The organism is Dyadobacter sp. 32, from assembly GCF_902506755.1.
In the GTDB taxonomy this organism is placed as follows: domain Bacteria; phylum Bacteroidota; class Bacteroidia; order Cytophagales; family Spirosomataceae; genus Dyadobacter.
The window spans coordinates 5,550,150-5,565,201 of record NZ_LR735258.1 but is presented as its reverse complement, the minus strand read 5'-3'; the positions used below and the strand labels follow the sequence as shown (position 1 = coordinate 5,565,201).

Genomic DNA, 15,052 nt, shown 5'->3' with positions numbered 1-15,052 from the left:
CCGTTACCCTCAGAATTGGGATTAATAACCGTCAGAAATTTAATTGATCCAGGAACACTCTCTATAAACACCCCTTAAATTGCAGCTCTGGCCTTCAGTTCAAGATACTTGTTAATGGTATTTGCAGAAAGTTGCTGTGGGGGCGTAAGAATGGTTTGAATACCAAATTGCCGGAGTTCGTTGGTGATCCGCTTTTTTTCATAGTAGAACCTCTGTGCAATTGTTTTGAGATAAACCTGCTCTAATGACTCCGCAGGCGCATCCAACAGCTGTTTTGTTTCGGTATTTTCGAAAAGGATCACTACTAAAAGGTGATCTTTTGCCAGCCTGCGCAAATAGGGTAACTGGCGCTGCATTCCTTCGACCGTTTCAAAGTTCGTAAACAGCAGCAGTAAACTTCTCTGCCGCACCTGACTTTTTACAGCGATGCACAACCTCTCAAAATCCGTTTCCATAAAACGCGTCTTTTGTCGGTACAACACTTCCAGCAGTCGTTGCATGTGCCCATTTCTCCTGTCGGCCTGTACAATCTGCCCCATGGTATCCGAAAAAGTGATCAGTCCGGCCTTGTCTTGTTTTATAATGGCAATATTGCTCATGACCAGGGACGCGTTGATTGCATAATCCAAAAGGGTGAGGCCTTCAAAGGGGGATTGCATGACCCTGCCCTTATCAATCAAACAGTACACAGATTGCTGCTTTTCATCCTCATAGGCATTTACCATTATATCTCCTTTCCTCGCGGTAGCCTTCCAGTTCACTGATCGGCGGTCGTCGCCGGGGACGTAATTCCGCACCTGATCAAACTCCATGGAATGCCCCACGCGCCTGATCTTCCGAATACCTACTTCGCTCAGCCGATTCGCCACTGCCAATAAGGCGTATTGGCGCATCTGTAAAAACGAAGGATAAACCGCAACCTCGTTTTTTTCTTCAAAACGATAGCGTCGTTTCACCAGCCTTAATGGGGTTAACACAAATACGTTCACTTGCCCAAACGCATACACCCCACGACTTACAGGACGCAGATGGTAAGTGATCTGCTGCGCTGAGCTGGCCTCCATATGTGCCTTAAACAAAACATCCCTGCGTTGAAACTGATGTGGAATTTCATCAATTACTTCCACTTTGGCGCCAAATGCATACCGATTTTCAAGAAAGATTGTTATCGCATTGTCATCGCCGTTTGACAGTCTTTCGGGGGAACTTCTTCTTGCAAAAAACCCTCTTTTGACCCTGAACAACACAAAAATGTCCGCCAGCACCAAAAGTACTGCCAGCACCAGCAGCAGATTCCAAACAGGCAGCAAAGGGGGAAATATGTAAGCAATAACAAATCCTGCAACGAGTACACACCCGACGATCCAGAAATTATTTGACAAAAAAAGTGACCGCATCATTAGAACCTACTACTAATGTTAAATTGCTAAATTGTTATACTGTCAAAACGGGTGGCATTTTTACTCTAAATAGCTGCTGATCAACAATTCAATACGATTACAATGCAACCGCGCGGCGGGTAGCCATTCATGATACTTTTACAATCTGGCACGAAACGAAAGCAACTTCTCTTCCCGGCTTAGCGAGGAACCTCTGTTTTTTCGAGTATGAGCTTAATGATGTCATCGGGCGTCGCACCTTCCATTTCGCGTTCGGGAGTGAGAATGATACGGTGCCTCAGCACAGGATATGCAAGCTCCTGCACATCATCAGGCGTGATAAAATCACGGCCTCTCAATGCGGCCAGGGCTTTACAGCTGTTCAGCAATGCCACTGAAGCCCTCGGTGAAGCTCCCAGAAAAAGTGCCGGATGAACACGGGTAGTTGCTACCGCCGAAACAATATACTCCATCAATTTCTCTTCCACGTGTACTGAACGAACTTTATCTTTCAGGGCGGCCAGTTGCTCCGCATTAATTACCGACTTTAACTGGCTTATAGCCTCGCCCAGGTTGACACGCTCGTGATGCCCTTTCAGAATTCCCATTTCATCCGTTGCGGATGGATAACCTACATGCAACTTAAAAATAAACCGATCCAATTGCGCTTCAGGCAGGCGGTAAGTTCCCTCATGCTCAACAGGATTTTGCGTGGCAATAATTAAAAATGGTTCTGACATGGGGTATGTGGTACCATCCACGGTCACCTGCCGCTCTTCCATCACTTCGAAAAGCGCTGACTGCGTTTTGGCAGGAGCTCTGTTCACTTCATCGACCAAAACAATATTGGCAAATACCGGCCCTCTTTTGAATTCAAAGTCTGTGTTTTTAGCATTGTATAAAGACGTTCCCAGCACATCAGTCGGCATCAGGTCCGGAGTAAATTGGATACGACCAAAGTCCACATCAATGGTTTTAGCCAGTACTTTAGCCAGAAGTGTCTTAGCTACCCCCGGCACACCTTCCAGTAAAATATGGCCATCTGCCAGTAAAGCCGCGAGTATATATTCAATGGTAAGTTGCTGACCAACAACAACTGAGCCTATTTCCCTTTTAATATTGTCGACTGCCTGCTGCAAGTCCGTAAGCTCGACTCTGTTTGTAAATTCCATTTAAAGTGGTTGCTATATTTTAAATTGATATCTATTCCTTCTTACCGGGTTCTCTCGTAAAAATCCTCGAGCCTGCGGTTAAGATCCATTAGCCGATCTCCTGTCCATTTCCCGTCTGCATCTGCAATTTCATACTGCAGGGTTAATATATCATTTTCGGACATCCCAGATTTCCGGGCAACATCTCGTACGATCTCACTTTCATTTATACCAGTAGTGCTCATGCCAAACCGCTCCCGAACGTATATCCAAAAATGCTGTATCAATTTGTCGGCCATGTTGGCATGATCACGTTTGCGATAATACATGTTGCCAATTGTTTTCACAAATTCCAAAGAAGCATTTTTAGGCGGAGTAATGATCGGTATAATCCGCTGTTTTCTCTTTCCGGTGAAGATCGCAAACAAGAAAAGACATGCCAATGCAACATAATAGGCCATTTTTAACGCTGGTTCACTTAAAATATATCTGAACACAGAATTTTCATCCTCCCCAAAACGGCCCTGCTTTTGGTATTCGTCCCAGAAGACGGGCTGCTTGGGCAAATACGATAAAGCCCCGAAAGCATGCTTATTGGCAACTGTATCCACAACGAAATAATTGGTAAAGGCAAGAGGAAGGTTATGCAAATAAAACTGCCCTTTTCCATAGTCAATCTGAAGAAACACAGGTTCCCTGTCTTCGTTAGAGGCCAGTAACGTGACGTTTTCAGAATGGAGCACCTTAAAATAGTTTCGTCCGTCATCCTTGGAGAAAAGAAAGCCCTTTTTGCTCCGAAGCAAAGGATTGGTAAAGTTCACATACTTCGCGCTGTCCTTTCCGGTAGGATCGTGCAACATAGCCTTTACGCCTAAGACATTCATCATCGAATCGGGAAACTCATAGGCCGATATAAAAACCGTATTCCCCTTTTTCACATAGTCCAATAGCGCTTTCTGGTCATTTTCATCTGCCGTAAAATCATCGTTCAAGAACACGTATGTGCTTCTATTGGGCAAAAGAGAGTCCTTTTCCAGATGATTGTAAGGTGGCAAACGAAGCGGCGCAACCTCTTGATTACCCACAAGATCCGGGAGCAGCTTAAAAATTGCCTTTGCCCCAAAGGGAACATGATCCTTGTTGGAGTAGCTTTCGCGCCAGTCGAGTGGTTTGGGACGATAATACTCAAACAAACCGTAGCCTGCGATCACCAGAATCAGAAAAAACCAGTAGCGATTCAAATTAAACATGGGAGCGCTGGTTGAGTTTATGGTAAAAATCGTCCGAAAAGGTCTTCATTTCATTGTATCCAGCCTCATCTACCCTAAAATCGCCGTACCAGGCAAACTCGAAATATGCTGTAAGTCGTATAAAATCACTTTGATGCGGATGCCGTTCCAGCTCTAATACATAACTATGGTTGGTACGGTTGGCTTTCCAGCTAATGAGTTGTTTGGACGACAGGGTTTTAAGTGTTTTCAGGTACTGAAGGCGGATAGCAAGACGATAGTCTCCAACCGCAAGCGCTTCCGAAATGGCCGTTTCAAAGTTGATCTCATGAATATTCTCCTGCCCCACTATGTATTCGTTCGCTGCATTGCTATCCTTGGATGGGTGTATATAGTCCAGAACCTTCGCCTTAAACAGAATAAAAACCACCAATGCCAGAGCTCCGGCCATGATCATATATTTCCAGAAATTGTCATAAGCCTTGCCTCCGAATAACGAAGTAAATTTATCCCAAAGCCAATTGATCCATTTAGCGGCAGGATTAGCGGGAGGTTGCGGATCGTCGGCGTAGTCGAAGTCGCGATCATTTAGCAACTCTTCAAGATTTTCCTTAGCCGGGAACCGCGGCGTGATGGAGCGGGCATCGTGACGGAGTTTTTGCAGGCTATCCTTTTGAGCAATGGCCGGGTAAAAAGATTGGTGGCATAGTATCAGAAGTATTAAGGTCCAATGGTGCGGCGCCATGCACTTGCGTAAAAAACCCATCAACGCTTTCGCTTTGTTACCTGTCATGTAAAAACTTACTGCTCATACCAAAAACAAACCTATAAAACAGCCTCACCAGATGCCGGTCATCCAGAAAGAAATCATTCACTTTTAGCACGATCCCAGTCACTGGATCCCAGCGAGTCGATTTCAGTCATCAGCCCTGATCCGGTTTGTCTTTCCACCAGATTATAATATTGAAATGCAAGTGACACCCACACCAACCCCTGAATAATGGACGTACCCAGGATGGAGAGCGCACTTCCCAGTACCATCCACACTTTAAGGTTGGTCCAATCCGCTGTAAGCCCCAGTGTTTTCATCATGGTAATGGCCAGCACAGGAAGCTGAAAAATGATGGCGATAATACCCGCTACCATCGACATAATCATGATCAAACCAAAAGTGGACCACCATTTATCCTTAATTAATTTCTGACTCCTTTTCAATGCATCCACAGCCGATAGCTTTTCCCGGATGGTGATCATCATAAAAAACTGAAGTGCAATGGAAAGATAAATGCCCGGTACAATAAAGAAAAGCACCCCAACCATCGTGGCTATGAACGAAAGTACCAAAGCTCCCAGGCTGGCGCCAATGTTTTCCGACAATTTATTCCAAACCAAGCCCGGTGTGATATCGACCGACGATCCCCTCTCTTCGTAAAGGGTAATGAATGAACTTACCGTGGCATATGCCAGAAAATAAGTTGTAACACTAAATATAATAACAAAAAGAAACTCTAGCACAAAGTACTGGCTGACCATCAAAGAGGGATCGGTCATCGTAGCGGCTGACAAGTTTCCAGATTGGAACAGGCCATTGGCAATCCCTGAAAGCAGGGCGGATGGGCCTGCTATGAATAGCAAAGCCTTTACAAGGGGGGAGAAATTTTTAGTAACAAACTCAAACGAAGCGTTCATTTTTTGACCAAAATCACGCTCTTGTAATAATACGATAGTTTTACTGTTCATGAAGCAGATAGATTTAAAGTGAAGGTTGGGGAGATATTAGCTTATGGAAACGCCTGCGCGGATAAAGAATAAAATACCAGATCACAAAAGTCGCTGAAATGAAAATAACGGCTGCACTCGCCCACATCGGCAGGGTAAGCCTGGTGACGAAACTTTCCAGAAAACCCGCCATAATAAAGACCGGAACCAGCCCGATCACCATTTTCAGGCCTTCCTTTGCTCCACTTTTAAAAGATTCCAGGCGAGAATAAGTTCCGGGGAACAATAGGCTGTTGCCCACGAGAAGCCCGGCTCCTCCCGCAATCACAATTGCTGAGATTTCGAGCGTCCCATGAATCCATATTTTCAAAACCGATGCGGCAAGAAGATGTTGCTGATAAAAAAAATATTGAAATGCGCCTAACATTATACCGTTCTGGATCATTACAAACAAACTACCTACCGAAAAAAGCACTCCCAAAGTGAATGCCATAAAGGAGACCCGAATGTTGTTGACCGTAATCGCCATAAACATATCCGCGGATGACTGAGATTTGTAAATGGCCAATGGATCTCCTGCCTTGATATTTTCCAGTGTTTCATTCACGTAGCTGTCGCCAAGTATCAGGCGCACAAAGGTTTCGTCATTCGCAGCCGACACCGCTCCGATCAGAAATGCGGCGAAAAAAAACAGAAATGCATAAAGCAACTGATATCTGGCTTTAAAGAAAACAAACGGCAACTCGTACACCCAGAAGTTTTTGATGCGACCACTATCCTCTTTTCGGTTACTGTACAGCTTGCCGTGGGTCTGCGAAGTGAGTCCGTTCAGGTATCTCATAACCGTAGACCCCGGATAAAATGTGCGGGCGTAGGACAGATCGTCGGTAAGAATTATAAAACGGGCTGTAAGCTCATCCGGATCCGCTGTCGGATTTTCCTCGTAAGACTGCCAGCGGCTGGAATTTCGCTTTACAAAAACTGCTTCCTTCATGTGAATAGGAATATTACCGTCTTTCCGTTATTTTTCCTGCAATATAAATTATTTTTTTGCCTGCATAAACTTTTAGGAATTAATGAGTTTACAAATAGAAACTGCCCAAAATGTGGGTGTGGATTATGAAGTAGCCAGTGTGGGGGACCGGATACTTGCACAATTCATAGATTATGCCATATACTTCGTCTGGCTTCTGGCAGTGATTGCGGTGGTAGGAATAGCCAATAGCGCAGGTCGAGGCTTAGGCTCTACCTGGATAATGACAGGGGCAATAATTCTTCCTGTTTTGCTGTATCCGCTTCTGTGTGAATACTTTCTTAACGGCCAGACAGTTGGAAAAATGGCTCTTAAAATCCGGGTTATTAAGCTGGATGGAAGCAAGGCCACGCTAAGCGCTTATTTACTCAGATGGTTATTATCTATTGTTGACATCGGTTTTTTTTCGGGCATGATTGCCGTTCTTACCATTGCCATCAATGGAAAGGGACAGCGCGTAGGAGATATTGCAGCCGGGACTACCGTAGTTAAAACACAACCTTCTGTAAGACTTGCACAGCTTCTGCATTCAGGACTTGCCCCGGATTACAAACCATCCTATTCCTCCGTCACCCAACTGTCTGACAAAGATATCAGCACACTGCGCAAAGTGATTGCCTCGGGAAATCCAGAATTACTGCAAGCCGCAGTTCATAAAATTGAAGAATTAATCGGCGTAAATAACCTGGACGAGCCCCAGGAATTTTTGAAAACCATTGTAAGTGATTATCAGTACTACGTGGCTGCTTCCGATATGTAAGCACCCGGGAATAACCTGTCACAGCTCCTAATTTCCATGCAAAAAATTATAGTTACCCGATCAGCCATTCACCTCCACTTTGGGCGGTAACAACTTGTACAAAACCGGCGTTACGATTCTGGACAGAAGTGTGGAGCTGATCAAACCTCCGATTAATACCCATGCGAGTGGCGAATACAGCGGGTTGCCTTCTATGGCCAAAGGAATAAGACCGCCAATAGCCGTAAACGACGTGAGTACAATCGGTACAAACCGTATCTCACCGGCTTCCCGTATGGCATCAATCAGAGACATTCCCTCAGAACGGAGGTGATTGGTAAAATCTACCAGCAGTATCGAATTTTTTACTTCAATACCAATGAGCGCGATGAGTCCGATGATCGCAACAAATGACAACGGGTAACCAACCAAAAACAAAGCGGACAGCGCGCCGATGATCCCGAGCGGAATGACGGATAACACGATCAACGAACTTTTGAAAGTACCAAATTCCAAAACAAGCACACCCAGGAAACCAAAAGCGGTGATAAGAATGATCGTCCCCAATCCCCCAAAGGATTTTTCACGCGCTTCCAGCTCACCAGCAGCCTTGTACGAAAAGCCTTCGGGAAACTGATATTGATCCAGCTTTGCGATAATTTCATTGTAAACATTATCAACCAAAAAACCCTTTTTCACATAAGCCGAAACCGTCACATACCTATCCTGATCGTAATGCCGGATCTGGCTCACAGCACTTTCAAATTGCAGATCGGCGATTTGTTTTAAGGGCACAGAAGTCCCAGTAAGCGTGTTGACATAAAGATTGTTCAACACACGCTGGTCTGCAACTTTGCCTTTTGGCATTGTGAGATTGATCGCATAATCATCCCCATTTTCATCCTTGAACATGCCAATATTAAGTCCAGCTACGGCCAGCCTGATGGTCCGGTTTACCTCAGCAACTGAAATACCCAGCAAGCTCGCTTTTTCTTTATTTATTTTAACCCGGATATCGGTCTTTCTGGTCGCAATGGGATTGTTCACATATATGGTTCCGGCAGTGCCCTTCAACACTTTTTCTACTCCTGCCGCCGCGGCACGCAGTTGGTCAAGGTCTTCACCAAATACCCTTATGGCAACCGGTGCTTCGGTATTAGGGCCTTGTTCAAAATCTTTCACTTCCACTTTGGCATTCACCACGTTAGCAAACCGTGTCCTGAGGTTTTCGATGATCGCTTCCTTGTCAGACGGTTTCATGTCCTGCAACTGTACAAAAAACTCCGCATAGTTGGTCGCATCCGAGCGCTGGATCACATTGTAATAAATCCGGGGATTTCCCTTGCCAACATTGGTGGTGATGTAGCGGATTTCGGGTAGCTTTTTCACTTCCTGCTCCACATACCGCGCCACACGATCCGTTTCCGACAAAGCCGTTCCATCCGGTGTTTCCAAGGTGATCAGGAACATGGGTTTTTCTGATTTTGGGAAAAGTGAAAAACCGATCACTTTGGTAAGCCCCAATGAACCCACGAACAACAAAATGGCCACACCCAGTGTTGGAAAAGGATTGCGTAATGCCCAATGCAGCAACTTGCTATACGATCCGCTGATCACTTTTTTGAGCGAACGCATAAAAATATTACCCTCCGGATTATGCGATTCTTTCAGCAACCGGCTGCTCAGGAAAGGAACGATTGTGAGCGACACGACCATGGATGCGATGATGGTCATGCTTACTGCCATCGGCAAACTCCGGATGAAATCCCCTGATGCTTCCGGTAGAAAATTAAGTGGTAAAAATGCCAACACCAACGTAACCGTACAACCAATTACCGCCAAAGTGATTTGCTTGGTAGCTTTCACAGCGGCTTCCCGTTTCGGGTACCCGTCCCGCATCCAGCGTTCAATGTTTTCGACCACCACAATGGAGTCGTCGACAAGTATTCCCAGCGAAACGATCAGTCCGACAATACTCAGCTGATTGATACTGAAACCGAGATAATCAATAGCCGCCAAGCCCATTGCCAGTGAAAGCGGAATGGAGATCATTACCACCAGTGCCGCCCGAAAACCAAGCGGAAGCAAGGTGAGTGACACCAGAAAGATAGCAATAGCAAAATCTTTGGCAAATCGCCCCAGCCTCTTGCTCACACTTTCCGACTGATCAAAACTCTTGATCAGCCTGATGTGAGAGGGAAGTGTTTTTTCAAACTCAGTGATCACCGGATTTAATAATTTGCCGACCTGTTCTATATTCTGACCTTCTTTTTGAGCAGCCGTTACAAGTACACTACGATGCCCGTTTAGCCGGGTTATGTGTGATTCCTCTGCTTCGTCATAATCCACGGTAGCAACATCAGACAAGTAAATGATCTTTTGTGAAGGGGTGCCAAAGCCGGTACTCGCGACAACGGTATTCCTAATTTCGCCAAGAGACTTGTAATCGCCGGAAGTTTTGACGTTGAATTTCCGGGTATTGGCCTGAATACTACCACCGGGAATATTGTAGTTTTCAGCTTGTAAGGCCTGTATGATCTGGTTGACCGGCACGCCTTCCAGAGCGATCTTTTCAAGATTTAGTGAAATACGAACCGTGCGAGCCGGATACCCCCAGTTTTCCACACTCTTCAGACTCTTGATTTTCGAAAGTTCGTCCTTAAGATCATCGGCCTTATCGCCCAATTCCTTATTGGACGCCGTTTCTGATACGAGAGCCACCTGAACAATGTTCACATCTGTTGGAGAAAAGCGCCGTATCTCTGTTTTAAAAATATCCCTAGGCAACTCGGCTGCCAACGCGCCCACTTCACGGATCAGCTCCTGATATTTCTCGTCAGGATCTTCGCTGTAATCGTATTCAATCACCACCACAGCCAGACCGTCGTCTATGTTGGTTTTGATGTTATTGACATTTTCCAGCGCCATCAGCTTTTTCTCTACCTTGTCCACCACAAGCTCTTCCATATCCAGCGCATCGGTGCCCGGATATACATACACGATGGCAAAAGACGGCGCAAAAAACTCAGGGTCCTCACCTCTCGGCATGTTGAAAAGGGAGTTCAATCCCAACGCTACCACCCCAATAAACATCACCAGCATAAACTGCCAGTTCTTTACCGAAAATTCAGAAATATTCATTTTCTTTTTGTATTATTGTTAAAATCCCAGTTGAGATGGAAACTTTGTTAGTAACTGTTCGAGAGAACGTTGATATCGAGATAATAGAAAAAGAGCTTCATAAGATCGATGGAATTTCTATTGTGAAACGTTTATTAAAAATCGATGAAACTACTTTGCTCTCCGAGTCTGCACTTTCTGAGGAATGGGAAAGCGAAGAAGATCAGCGTTGGAATAAATTGATCTAATCCCATGGCACTTTATCAGCGTGGAGATATTGTAGCCGTACAATTCCCGTTTACCGACAGATCCCAAACCAAAAAAAGACCAGCACTTGTTATTTCCAATGACAGTGTAAATGCAACTGGAGATTATCTATTGATCCAAATCACCAGTCAGGTTAAGGGCGACCATCTTTCCATTTCAATTAATGATTCCGACTTTGTTGATAACCCGCTCCCGTTAACAGGCTTCGTGCGTGTGCACAAGGTATTTTTGTTGAACGAATCGCTGATCACCAACCATATCACGTCTGTTAACCCTCCATTTACAAAATTATTGGTAGACGCCCTTTTGAAACTTATCAGTTAAAATTCTCACTTCTTAATTTGCAAAGTAGCCGAGTCCGTCAGGAAGGCCGAACCTGATGTGATCACTTCTTTAACGTTTTCAAGCCCTTGTGAAACCAAAACCTTTTCGCCATCCAGGTAGCCAATTGTGATCGGCAATCGCTTTGCTTTTCCATTTTCATTGACAAATACGAACCCCTTATTTCCGTTTCCTTCAATCACCGCTTCAACGGGAATGACTGCGTATTGCCGATTTTGTGATGATATCAACTGAGCTTTTCCATACAATCCAGTGGCAAACCGCTTTCCGGCAGGATTGATTTTCACCTCCGTCTGGTACAATTTGCTCACAGGATCTGCCGACTGCGCCAGATTGGTGACGGTACCGGTAAAGGTTTCTTCGGGATAAGCATCCAGCTGTACATTTGCTTTGTCACCAATTTTCAATCGGGCCCAATCTTTATCCGATACATTCAAGCGCATTACCCAGTCGTTCCTACGGCTTGAAGTGATCACTAAACCTGGCGTACCAGGCCCTGCAAACTCTCCCTCATTGAATTGTTTGCGTGTTACTGTTCCATCGATGGGTGAAATAATTTTCGCATAAGATTGATTAAACCGGGCGATTTTCAGGTTCTGCTGAGCGAGGTCATTGCCGGTGGTTGCATTTTGCAATTGCTCCAAGGTTGCCGCTGTATCTTTGAGCATATTTTGAACACGCTTCATATCCCGCTCCGATTTCTCAGCTGAAAAACGAGCCTGATTCACCTGCGCATCAATTTCGGTCATATCCAAAACGGCCAAAAGCTGTCCTTTTCTCACTGCTTGCCCTTCCCTCACAAAAACTCTGGAAACAATTCCTCCGATTTTAAAAGACAAACGTGCTTCTTCTGATGATGCCACCGTACCGGCCACACGAATGGGCTCGGATCTTGTTTCAGCTTCCACCAGGCTGAGTTTTACCGGAATCACGGTTTCGTCCGTGACGACCTTTTCCTGCTTTTCTTGATTGGCATCACAGCCCCAAAGCGCCCAAAGGATGACAAAAGTGGATATTGCTTTCATAGCTATTCATTTAATATACCTTACTGAAACTGGGCTCCCGATTTTTCAATTTTCTCTAACCACTTAGCGCGGGTTGCATCCGTTGAACTCCTCATAGGACCCAAAACCGTAGTACGCACCGGCTTGATCCCGGAAAACTCGAGCACCATTTTTTTCATTGCATAATATCCCGGACGACCATTGATGAGCCAGTAATACCAGCCTGGCTGGTCGAGCGTGTTGATCACGTGGCCACTCCGACCGGCTAGTAGCCTATCCCACCACACCGAATTTTCGCGGTATTTAAATGCAAAACCCGGCAGGAATACCCTATCAATGAACCCTTTGAGCAGAGCTGGCCAGCCACCCCACCAAATCGGATATATCCACACCAGATGATCGGCCCAGGAAATTTTCTCTCTTGCTTCCAGCAGATCGGTCTCCAGTTCCACACGTTGACGGTATCCATATTGTAAATTGGGATTAAAGCGCAACTCCGCGACAACGATTTCACGTACTTCGGCTCCCGATGCTAACGCTCCTTTCTTATACGCTGCTGCCATCGCGGAGCTGTAACTTACAACATCGGGGTGTCCATTGATAATCAATATCTTTTTCATGGCTCAACAGTAATTTTATCTAAAATCGATTTTTTGATTAAAACATTATATTTGGCAATTACCTGCTGCAAGCGAGCAGTTTGCACGTCGTTCTGGGCTTTTATGTACTCCATCAGCAGTACATTTCCGTTGCGGTATCGGCTATCTACGACCTTGAAATATTGAGCGGCGTTTTGCACTCCTTCCCCAAATGACCTTTGTGCCTCGCCCGCTGATACAAAATCATAATAAGCTTGTGTAGTCTGTAATTCGATCTGTTTTTCAACATCCGTTTTTTTGGTCTGTAGTAAATCCGCCTGAATTTTGGCCTGTTGGATTTTTGATTTCCTTTCGTAGCCTTTAAAAATGTCCCACTGCAAACCAGCCTGCATCACCATATAAGCCTGGTTCTTGAATGTATAACCATAACCTTGAAAACCCGCATTTCCACCAATAAACAGAGCTGGAAGCGACGCAGCCTTTTGCTGTAAAGTGATGGCATGACGGGCCGCATCCAGCGACATATCTATTTGTTTCAATTCACTCCGTCCGGTTCTGGCCTTCTGTTTCAATCCCGCCAGCTCGTCCGCTCCTCCAAAATTGATCGTTTCAGTATGGATCAAGGTGGAGTCAACGAGGATGTCATGACCTAAATCCCGGTTCAACAGAAAATTGAAGTAAGCGCCGGCCACACGTGAATTATTCTCAGCTTCTATTTTTTGCTGGACAAGTTTGCTGGCTTCATATTCCGATGAAAACACCACATCCTTTGTTGCCGTATTGTTGGCTACCCGTTTTTTGTTCAGTTTTACCAGTTCGCTCAATATCGCACTACTGTTATCCAGGATTTTTACAGCTTCCAACGATTGCAGGTATTGATAATAAGCTGCTTCAATATTGTGTCTTAACTCGTTCTCTACTACCCTTTTCTTCGCTTCCTGAGCCGATAACAGGCTTTTTTGAATGAGATAATTATACTTTACTTCCGGATTGTAGATCGAATACTGCACATTCACTTTGGTATCGTGGAAGTTGGTAGGCGCCAGCAGTTCATTCACATTTTCGATATTGGTTGGAAACTGATTCGTCCCGGTCAGTTCGTTCAGCGATTTGTAGGCAGGATTTAATAGATCACCTACAGGAAAATTCAGGCGACGCCCACCGGCAGCATAGGAATAAGTCGGGTTGAAGGAAAGCCGTGGGTAAAAGAGCGCCTTCGCCTGACGAATGGACTCCATCGACTTTTTGATTTCTAACGACTCCTGGTGTAAAGAAAGGTTATTCTGCAGACCTTCCTCCACATAATTCTCCAAAACCCCTGATTTCTGCGCCTGGGCAAATACAGGGAGAAGGACGATGTAAAGAAAAATTTTATTAATCATGACTAATTTAATGAACAGCGTTTAGTGTTACTGCATTTTTTTTTACTTTCCTATTTCTCCCAAATGGGTGCTTCGGAAACTATCCGGATATTTCAGGCCGTACCCAAAACATCTGTCCATGGCGGAATGGCCGAACAGGATGGCTCCTGCCAACATCAACTGTTGATTTCCGCTCGCAAATCCAGCTATTCCCACTGCAATCCCCAAACCTTTGTGATGAAAAAAGTTGTACAAAACAGCGCCAACTTTGGTATTGAAAATATAACCGATCATGCTCAGATCAGGCAGAAGAAGTAGTGCAGGAAACCACCACCATGCAAAATCCAGATAAGAAAAAATAAAAATAGCAAACAGGAATTCAGCAAAATCTTCCAGGTTGAGCAGTAGTCGCATCACGATTTATTTAAAAGAAATTTTCAACATCTCTACAAACAATTGAAACGATTCCTGCATACGCTCCATGGGCCGGTCATCCTCAAACATATCCATCCTGTTTTTAAGATAAATGGTGATGAGGCCGTGCATGTAACTCCATATCGTAAGGCAGGATGTATCCACATTGAGCTCTGCCCTGAAATATCCCGCACGAACACACTCCGAAAAAACAAACCTTAGAAAATCAAATGATTTCATTCCGTCTTCCCACACCTCGTTTTTACATGCAAGTGCTTCAATCGGCGCCTGCATGATAAACATGAGATCGTAGAGCTCCGGATTCTCCAGGGCAAATTTAATATACTGATCCCCTAACGCGACAAGTCTTTCGAACGGATCTGGCACGCTGGCTACCACGGTAAATTCCGAAATCATTTTCTCAAAAGCCTTTACATGTAAGGCCAGCAGCAACTCATTTTTGTCTTTATAATAAAGATATATCGTGGCAGGGCTATATTCTATTGCATCAGCTATTCCGCGTATACTTGTTTTTTCGTAACCATTTTCCAAAAACAGCTTCTGCGCACCCCGTAATATCAAATCACGCATTTCCTCCCGCTCTCTTTCCTTTCTTTCTGTAATCCCCATGTCATGTATTATTTACATTGCAAATATAATAAACAGTGTTTAGTAAAAACAATACGTTTAGAAAA

15 protein-coding genes are annotated in these 15,052 nt (G+C 44.8%); 3 read left to right on the top strand and 12 right to left on the bottom strand.

Annotated features, from left to right (window positions below; genetic code table 11):
• Positions 1-74 precede the first annotated feature (74 nt).
• From DYADSP32_RS22820 to DYADSP32_RS22795, 6 genes are all read right to left on the bottom strand, one after another.
• Positions 75-1,400 carry a DUF58 domain-containing protein gene (locus DYADSP32_RS22820; RefSeq protein ID WP_149240601.1) on the bottom strand — a complete coding sequence of 442 codons (1,326 nt, stop codon included), beginning with the start codon at positions 1,398-1,400 and terminating at the stop codon, positions 75-77.
• A gap of 179 nt (positions 1,401-1,579) precedes the next feature.
• Positions 1,580-2,551: an AAA family ATPase gene (locus DYADSP32_RS22815; protein ID WP_149240602.1), complete on the bottom strand. Its 972-nt coding sequence runs from the start codon at positions 2,549-2,551 to the stop codon at positions 1,580-1,582.
• A gap of 41 nt (positions 2,552-2,592) precedes the next feature.
• Positions 2,593-3,780 carry a DUF4350 domain-containing protein gene (locus tag DYADSP32_RS22810; RefSeq protein WP_149240603.1) on the bottom strand — a complete coding sequence of 396 codons (1,188 nt, stop codon included), beginning with the start codon at positions 3,778-3,780 and terminating at the stop codon, positions 2,593-2,595.
• Positions 3,773-4,552, bottom strand: coding sequence for a DUF4129 domain-containing protein (locus tag DYADSP32_RS22805; protein WP_149240604.1), 780 nt, complete (start codon positions 4,550-4,552; stop codon positions 3,773-3,775). Before DYADSP32_RS22805 ends, DYADSP32_RS22810 begins: the two co-directional genes overlap by 8 nt.
• Before the next feature lie 74 nt (positions 4,553-4,626).
• The gene (locus DYADSP32_RS22800) at positions 4,627-5,499 is read right to left on the bottom strand and encodes a hypothetical protein (RefSeq protein ID WP_149240605.1); all 873 of its coding nucleotides are present in this window, start codon (positions 5,497-5,499) and stop codon (positions 4,627-4,629) included.
• Positions 5,500-5,512: 13 nt separating this feature from the next.
• Positions 5,513-6,472 carry a stage II sporulation protein M gene (locus DYADSP32_RS22795; RefSeq protein WP_149240606.1) on the bottom strand — a complete coding sequence of 320 codons (960 nt, stop codon included), beginning with the start codon at positions 6,470-6,472 and terminating at the stop codon, positions 5,513-5,515.
• Between the two features lie 82 nt (positions 6,473-6,554).
• On the opposite strand from DYADSP32_RS22795, the gene DYADSP32_RS22790 reads away from it, so the two are divergent.
• Positions 6,555-7,271 carry an RDD family protein gene (locus DYADSP32_RS22790; RefSeq protein WP_149240607.1) on the top strand — a complete coding sequence of 239 codons (717 nt, stop codon included), beginning with the start codon at positions 6,555-6,557 and terminating at the stop codon, positions 7,269-7,271.
• Positions 7,272-7,331: 60 nt separating this feature from the next.
• On the opposite strand, the gene DYADSP32_RS22785 is transcribed toward DYADSP32_RS22790, so the two are convergent.
• A complete protein-coding gene (locus tag DYADSP32_RS22785) occupies positions 7,332-10,391 on the bottom strand; it encodes an efflux RND transporter permease subunit (protein WP_149240608.1) in 3,060 nt (1,019 codons plus the stop codon).
• A 35-nt stretch (positions 10,392-10,426) separates the two neighbouring features.
• Between DYADSP32_RS22785 and DYADSP32_RS22780 the strand changes: the two genes are divergently transcribed.
• Both DYADSP32_RS22780 and DYADSP32_RS22775 read left to right on the top strand, forming a co-directional pair.
• Positions 10,427-10,618 (top strand): hypothetical protein, encoded by a 192-nt coding sequence (locus DYADSP32_RS22780; protein WP_149240609.1) that lies wholly within the window; start codon positions 10,427-10,429, stop codon positions 10,616-10,618.
• Positions 10,619-10,622: 4 nt separating this feature from the next.
• Complete coding sequence (locus DYADSP32_RS22775; RefSeq protein WP_149240610.1) at positions 10,623-10,961, top strand: type II toxin-antitoxin system PemK/MazF family toxin; 339 nt, start codon at positions 10,623-10,625, stop codon at positions 10,959-10,961.
• A 5-nt stretch (positions 10,962-10,966) separates the two neighbouring features.
• Here DYADSP32_RS22775 and DYADSP32_RS22770 read toward each other — a convergent pair whose 3' ends face one another.
• Genes DYADSP32_RS22770 through DYADSP32_RS22750 form a run of 5 tightly spaced genes read right to left on the bottom strand, consistent with a single transcriptional unit; the run spans position 10,967 to position 14,987 of the window.
• Complete coding sequence (locus tag DYADSP32_RS22770; RefSeq protein ID WP_149240611.1) at positions 10,967-12,004, bottom strand: efflux RND transporter periplasmic adaptor subunit; 1,038 nt, start codon at positions 12,002-12,004, stop codon at positions 10,967-10,969.
• A 20-nt stretch (positions 12,005-12,024) separates the two neighbouring features.
• Positions 12,025-12,603, bottom strand: coding sequence for an NAD(P)H-dependent oxidoreductase (locus tag DYADSP32_RS22765; protein WP_149240612.1), 579 nt, complete (start codon positions 12,601-12,603; stop codon positions 12,025-12,027).
• Entirely contained in the window at positions 12,600-13,964 is a 1,365-nt protein-coding gene (locus DYADSP32_RS22760) for a TolC family protein (RefSeq protein ID WP_149240613.1), read from the bottom strand. Before DYADSP32_RS22760 ends, DYADSP32_RS22765 begins: the two co-directional genes overlap by 4 nt.
• A 42-nt stretch (positions 13,965-14,006) precedes the next feature.
• Positions 14,007-14,357, bottom strand: a complete 351-nt coding sequence (locus DYADSP32_RS22755) for a DUF4260 domain-containing protein (RefSeq protein ID WP_149240614.1) — start codon at positions 14,355-14,357, stop codon at positions 14,007-14,009.
• Between the two features lie 6 nt (positions 14,358-14,363).
• Positions 14,364-14,987 carry a TetR/AcrR family transcriptional regulator gene (locus DYADSP32_RS22750; RefSeq protein WP_149240615.1) on the bottom strand — a complete coding sequence of 208 codons (624 nt, stop codon included), beginning with the start codon at positions 14,985-14,987 and terminating at the stop codon, positions 14,364-14,366.
• Positions 14,988-15,052 lie beyond the last annotated feature (65 nt).

What these genes read in the sequence shown, in the direction of transcription:
- DYADSP32_RS22800 (WP_149240605.1), bottom strand. Translation starts at nt 5,499, where the DNA reads ATGAACAGTAAAACTATCGTATTATTACAAGAGCGTGATTTTGGTCAA.
- DYADSP32_RS22755 (WP_149240614.1), bottom strand. Translation starts at nt 14,357, where the DNA reads ATGCGACTACTGCTCAACCTGGAAGATTTTGCTGAATTCCTGTTTGCT.
- DYADSP32_RS22810 (WP_149240603.1), bottom strand. Translation starts at nt 3,780, where the DNA reads ATGTTTAATTTGAATCGCTACTGGTTTTTTCTGATTCTGGTGATCGCA.
- DYADSP32_RS22790 (WP_149240607.1), top strand. Translation starts at nt 6,555, where the DNA reads ATGAGTTTACAAATAGAAACTGCCCAAAATGTGGGTGTGGATTATGAA.
- DYADSP32_RS22760 (WP_149240613.1), bottom strand. Translation starts at nt 13,964, where the DNA reads ATGATTAATAAAATTTTTCTTTACATCGTCCTTCTCCCTGTATTTGCC.
- DYADSP32_RS22770 (WP_149240611.1), bottom strand. Translation starts at nt 12,004, where the DNA reads ATGAAAGCAATATCCACTTTTGTCATCCTTTGGGCGCTTTGGGGCTGT.
- DYADSP32_RS22765 (WP_149240612.1), bottom strand. Translation starts at nt 12,603, where the DNA reads ATGAAAAAGATATTGATTATCAATGGACACCCCGATGTTGTAAGTTAC.
- DYADSP32_RS22775 (WP_149240610.1), top strand. Translation starts at nt 10,623, where the DNA reads ATGGCACTTTATCAGCGTGGAGATATTGTAGCCGTACAATTCCCGTTT.
- DYADSP32_RS22820 (WP_149240601.1), bottom strand. Translation starts at nt 1,400, where the DNA reads ATGATGCGGTCACTTTTTTTGTCAAATAATTTCTGGATCGTCGGGTGT.
- DYADSP32_RS22750 (WP_149240615.1), bottom strand. Translation starts at nt 14,987, where the DNA reads ATGGGGATTACAGAAAGAAAGGAAAGAGAGCGGGAGGAAATGCGTGAT.
- DYADSP32_RS22785 (WP_149240608.1), bottom strand. Translation starts at nt 10,391, where the DNA reads ATGAATATTTCTGAATTTTCGGTAAAGAACTGGCAGTTTATGCTGGTG.
- DYADSP32_RS22815 (WP_149240602.1), bottom strand. Translation starts at nt 2,551, where the DNA reads ATGGAATTTACAAACAGAGTCGAGCTTACGGACTTGCAGCAGGCAGTC.
- DYADSP32_RS22805 (WP_149240604.1), bottom strand. Translation starts at nt 4,552, where the DNA reads ATGACAGGTAACAAAGCGAAAGCGTTGATGGGTTTTTTACGCAAGTGC.
- DYADSP32_RS22795 (WP_149240606.1), bottom strand. Translation starts at nt 6,472, where the DNA reads ATGAAGGAAGCAGTTTTTGTAAAGCGAAATTCCAGCCGCTGGCAGTCT.
- DYADSP32_RS22780 (WP_149240609.1), top strand. Translation starts at nt 10,427, where the DNA reads ATGGAAACTTTGTTAGTAACTGTTCGAGAGAACGTTGATATCGAGATA.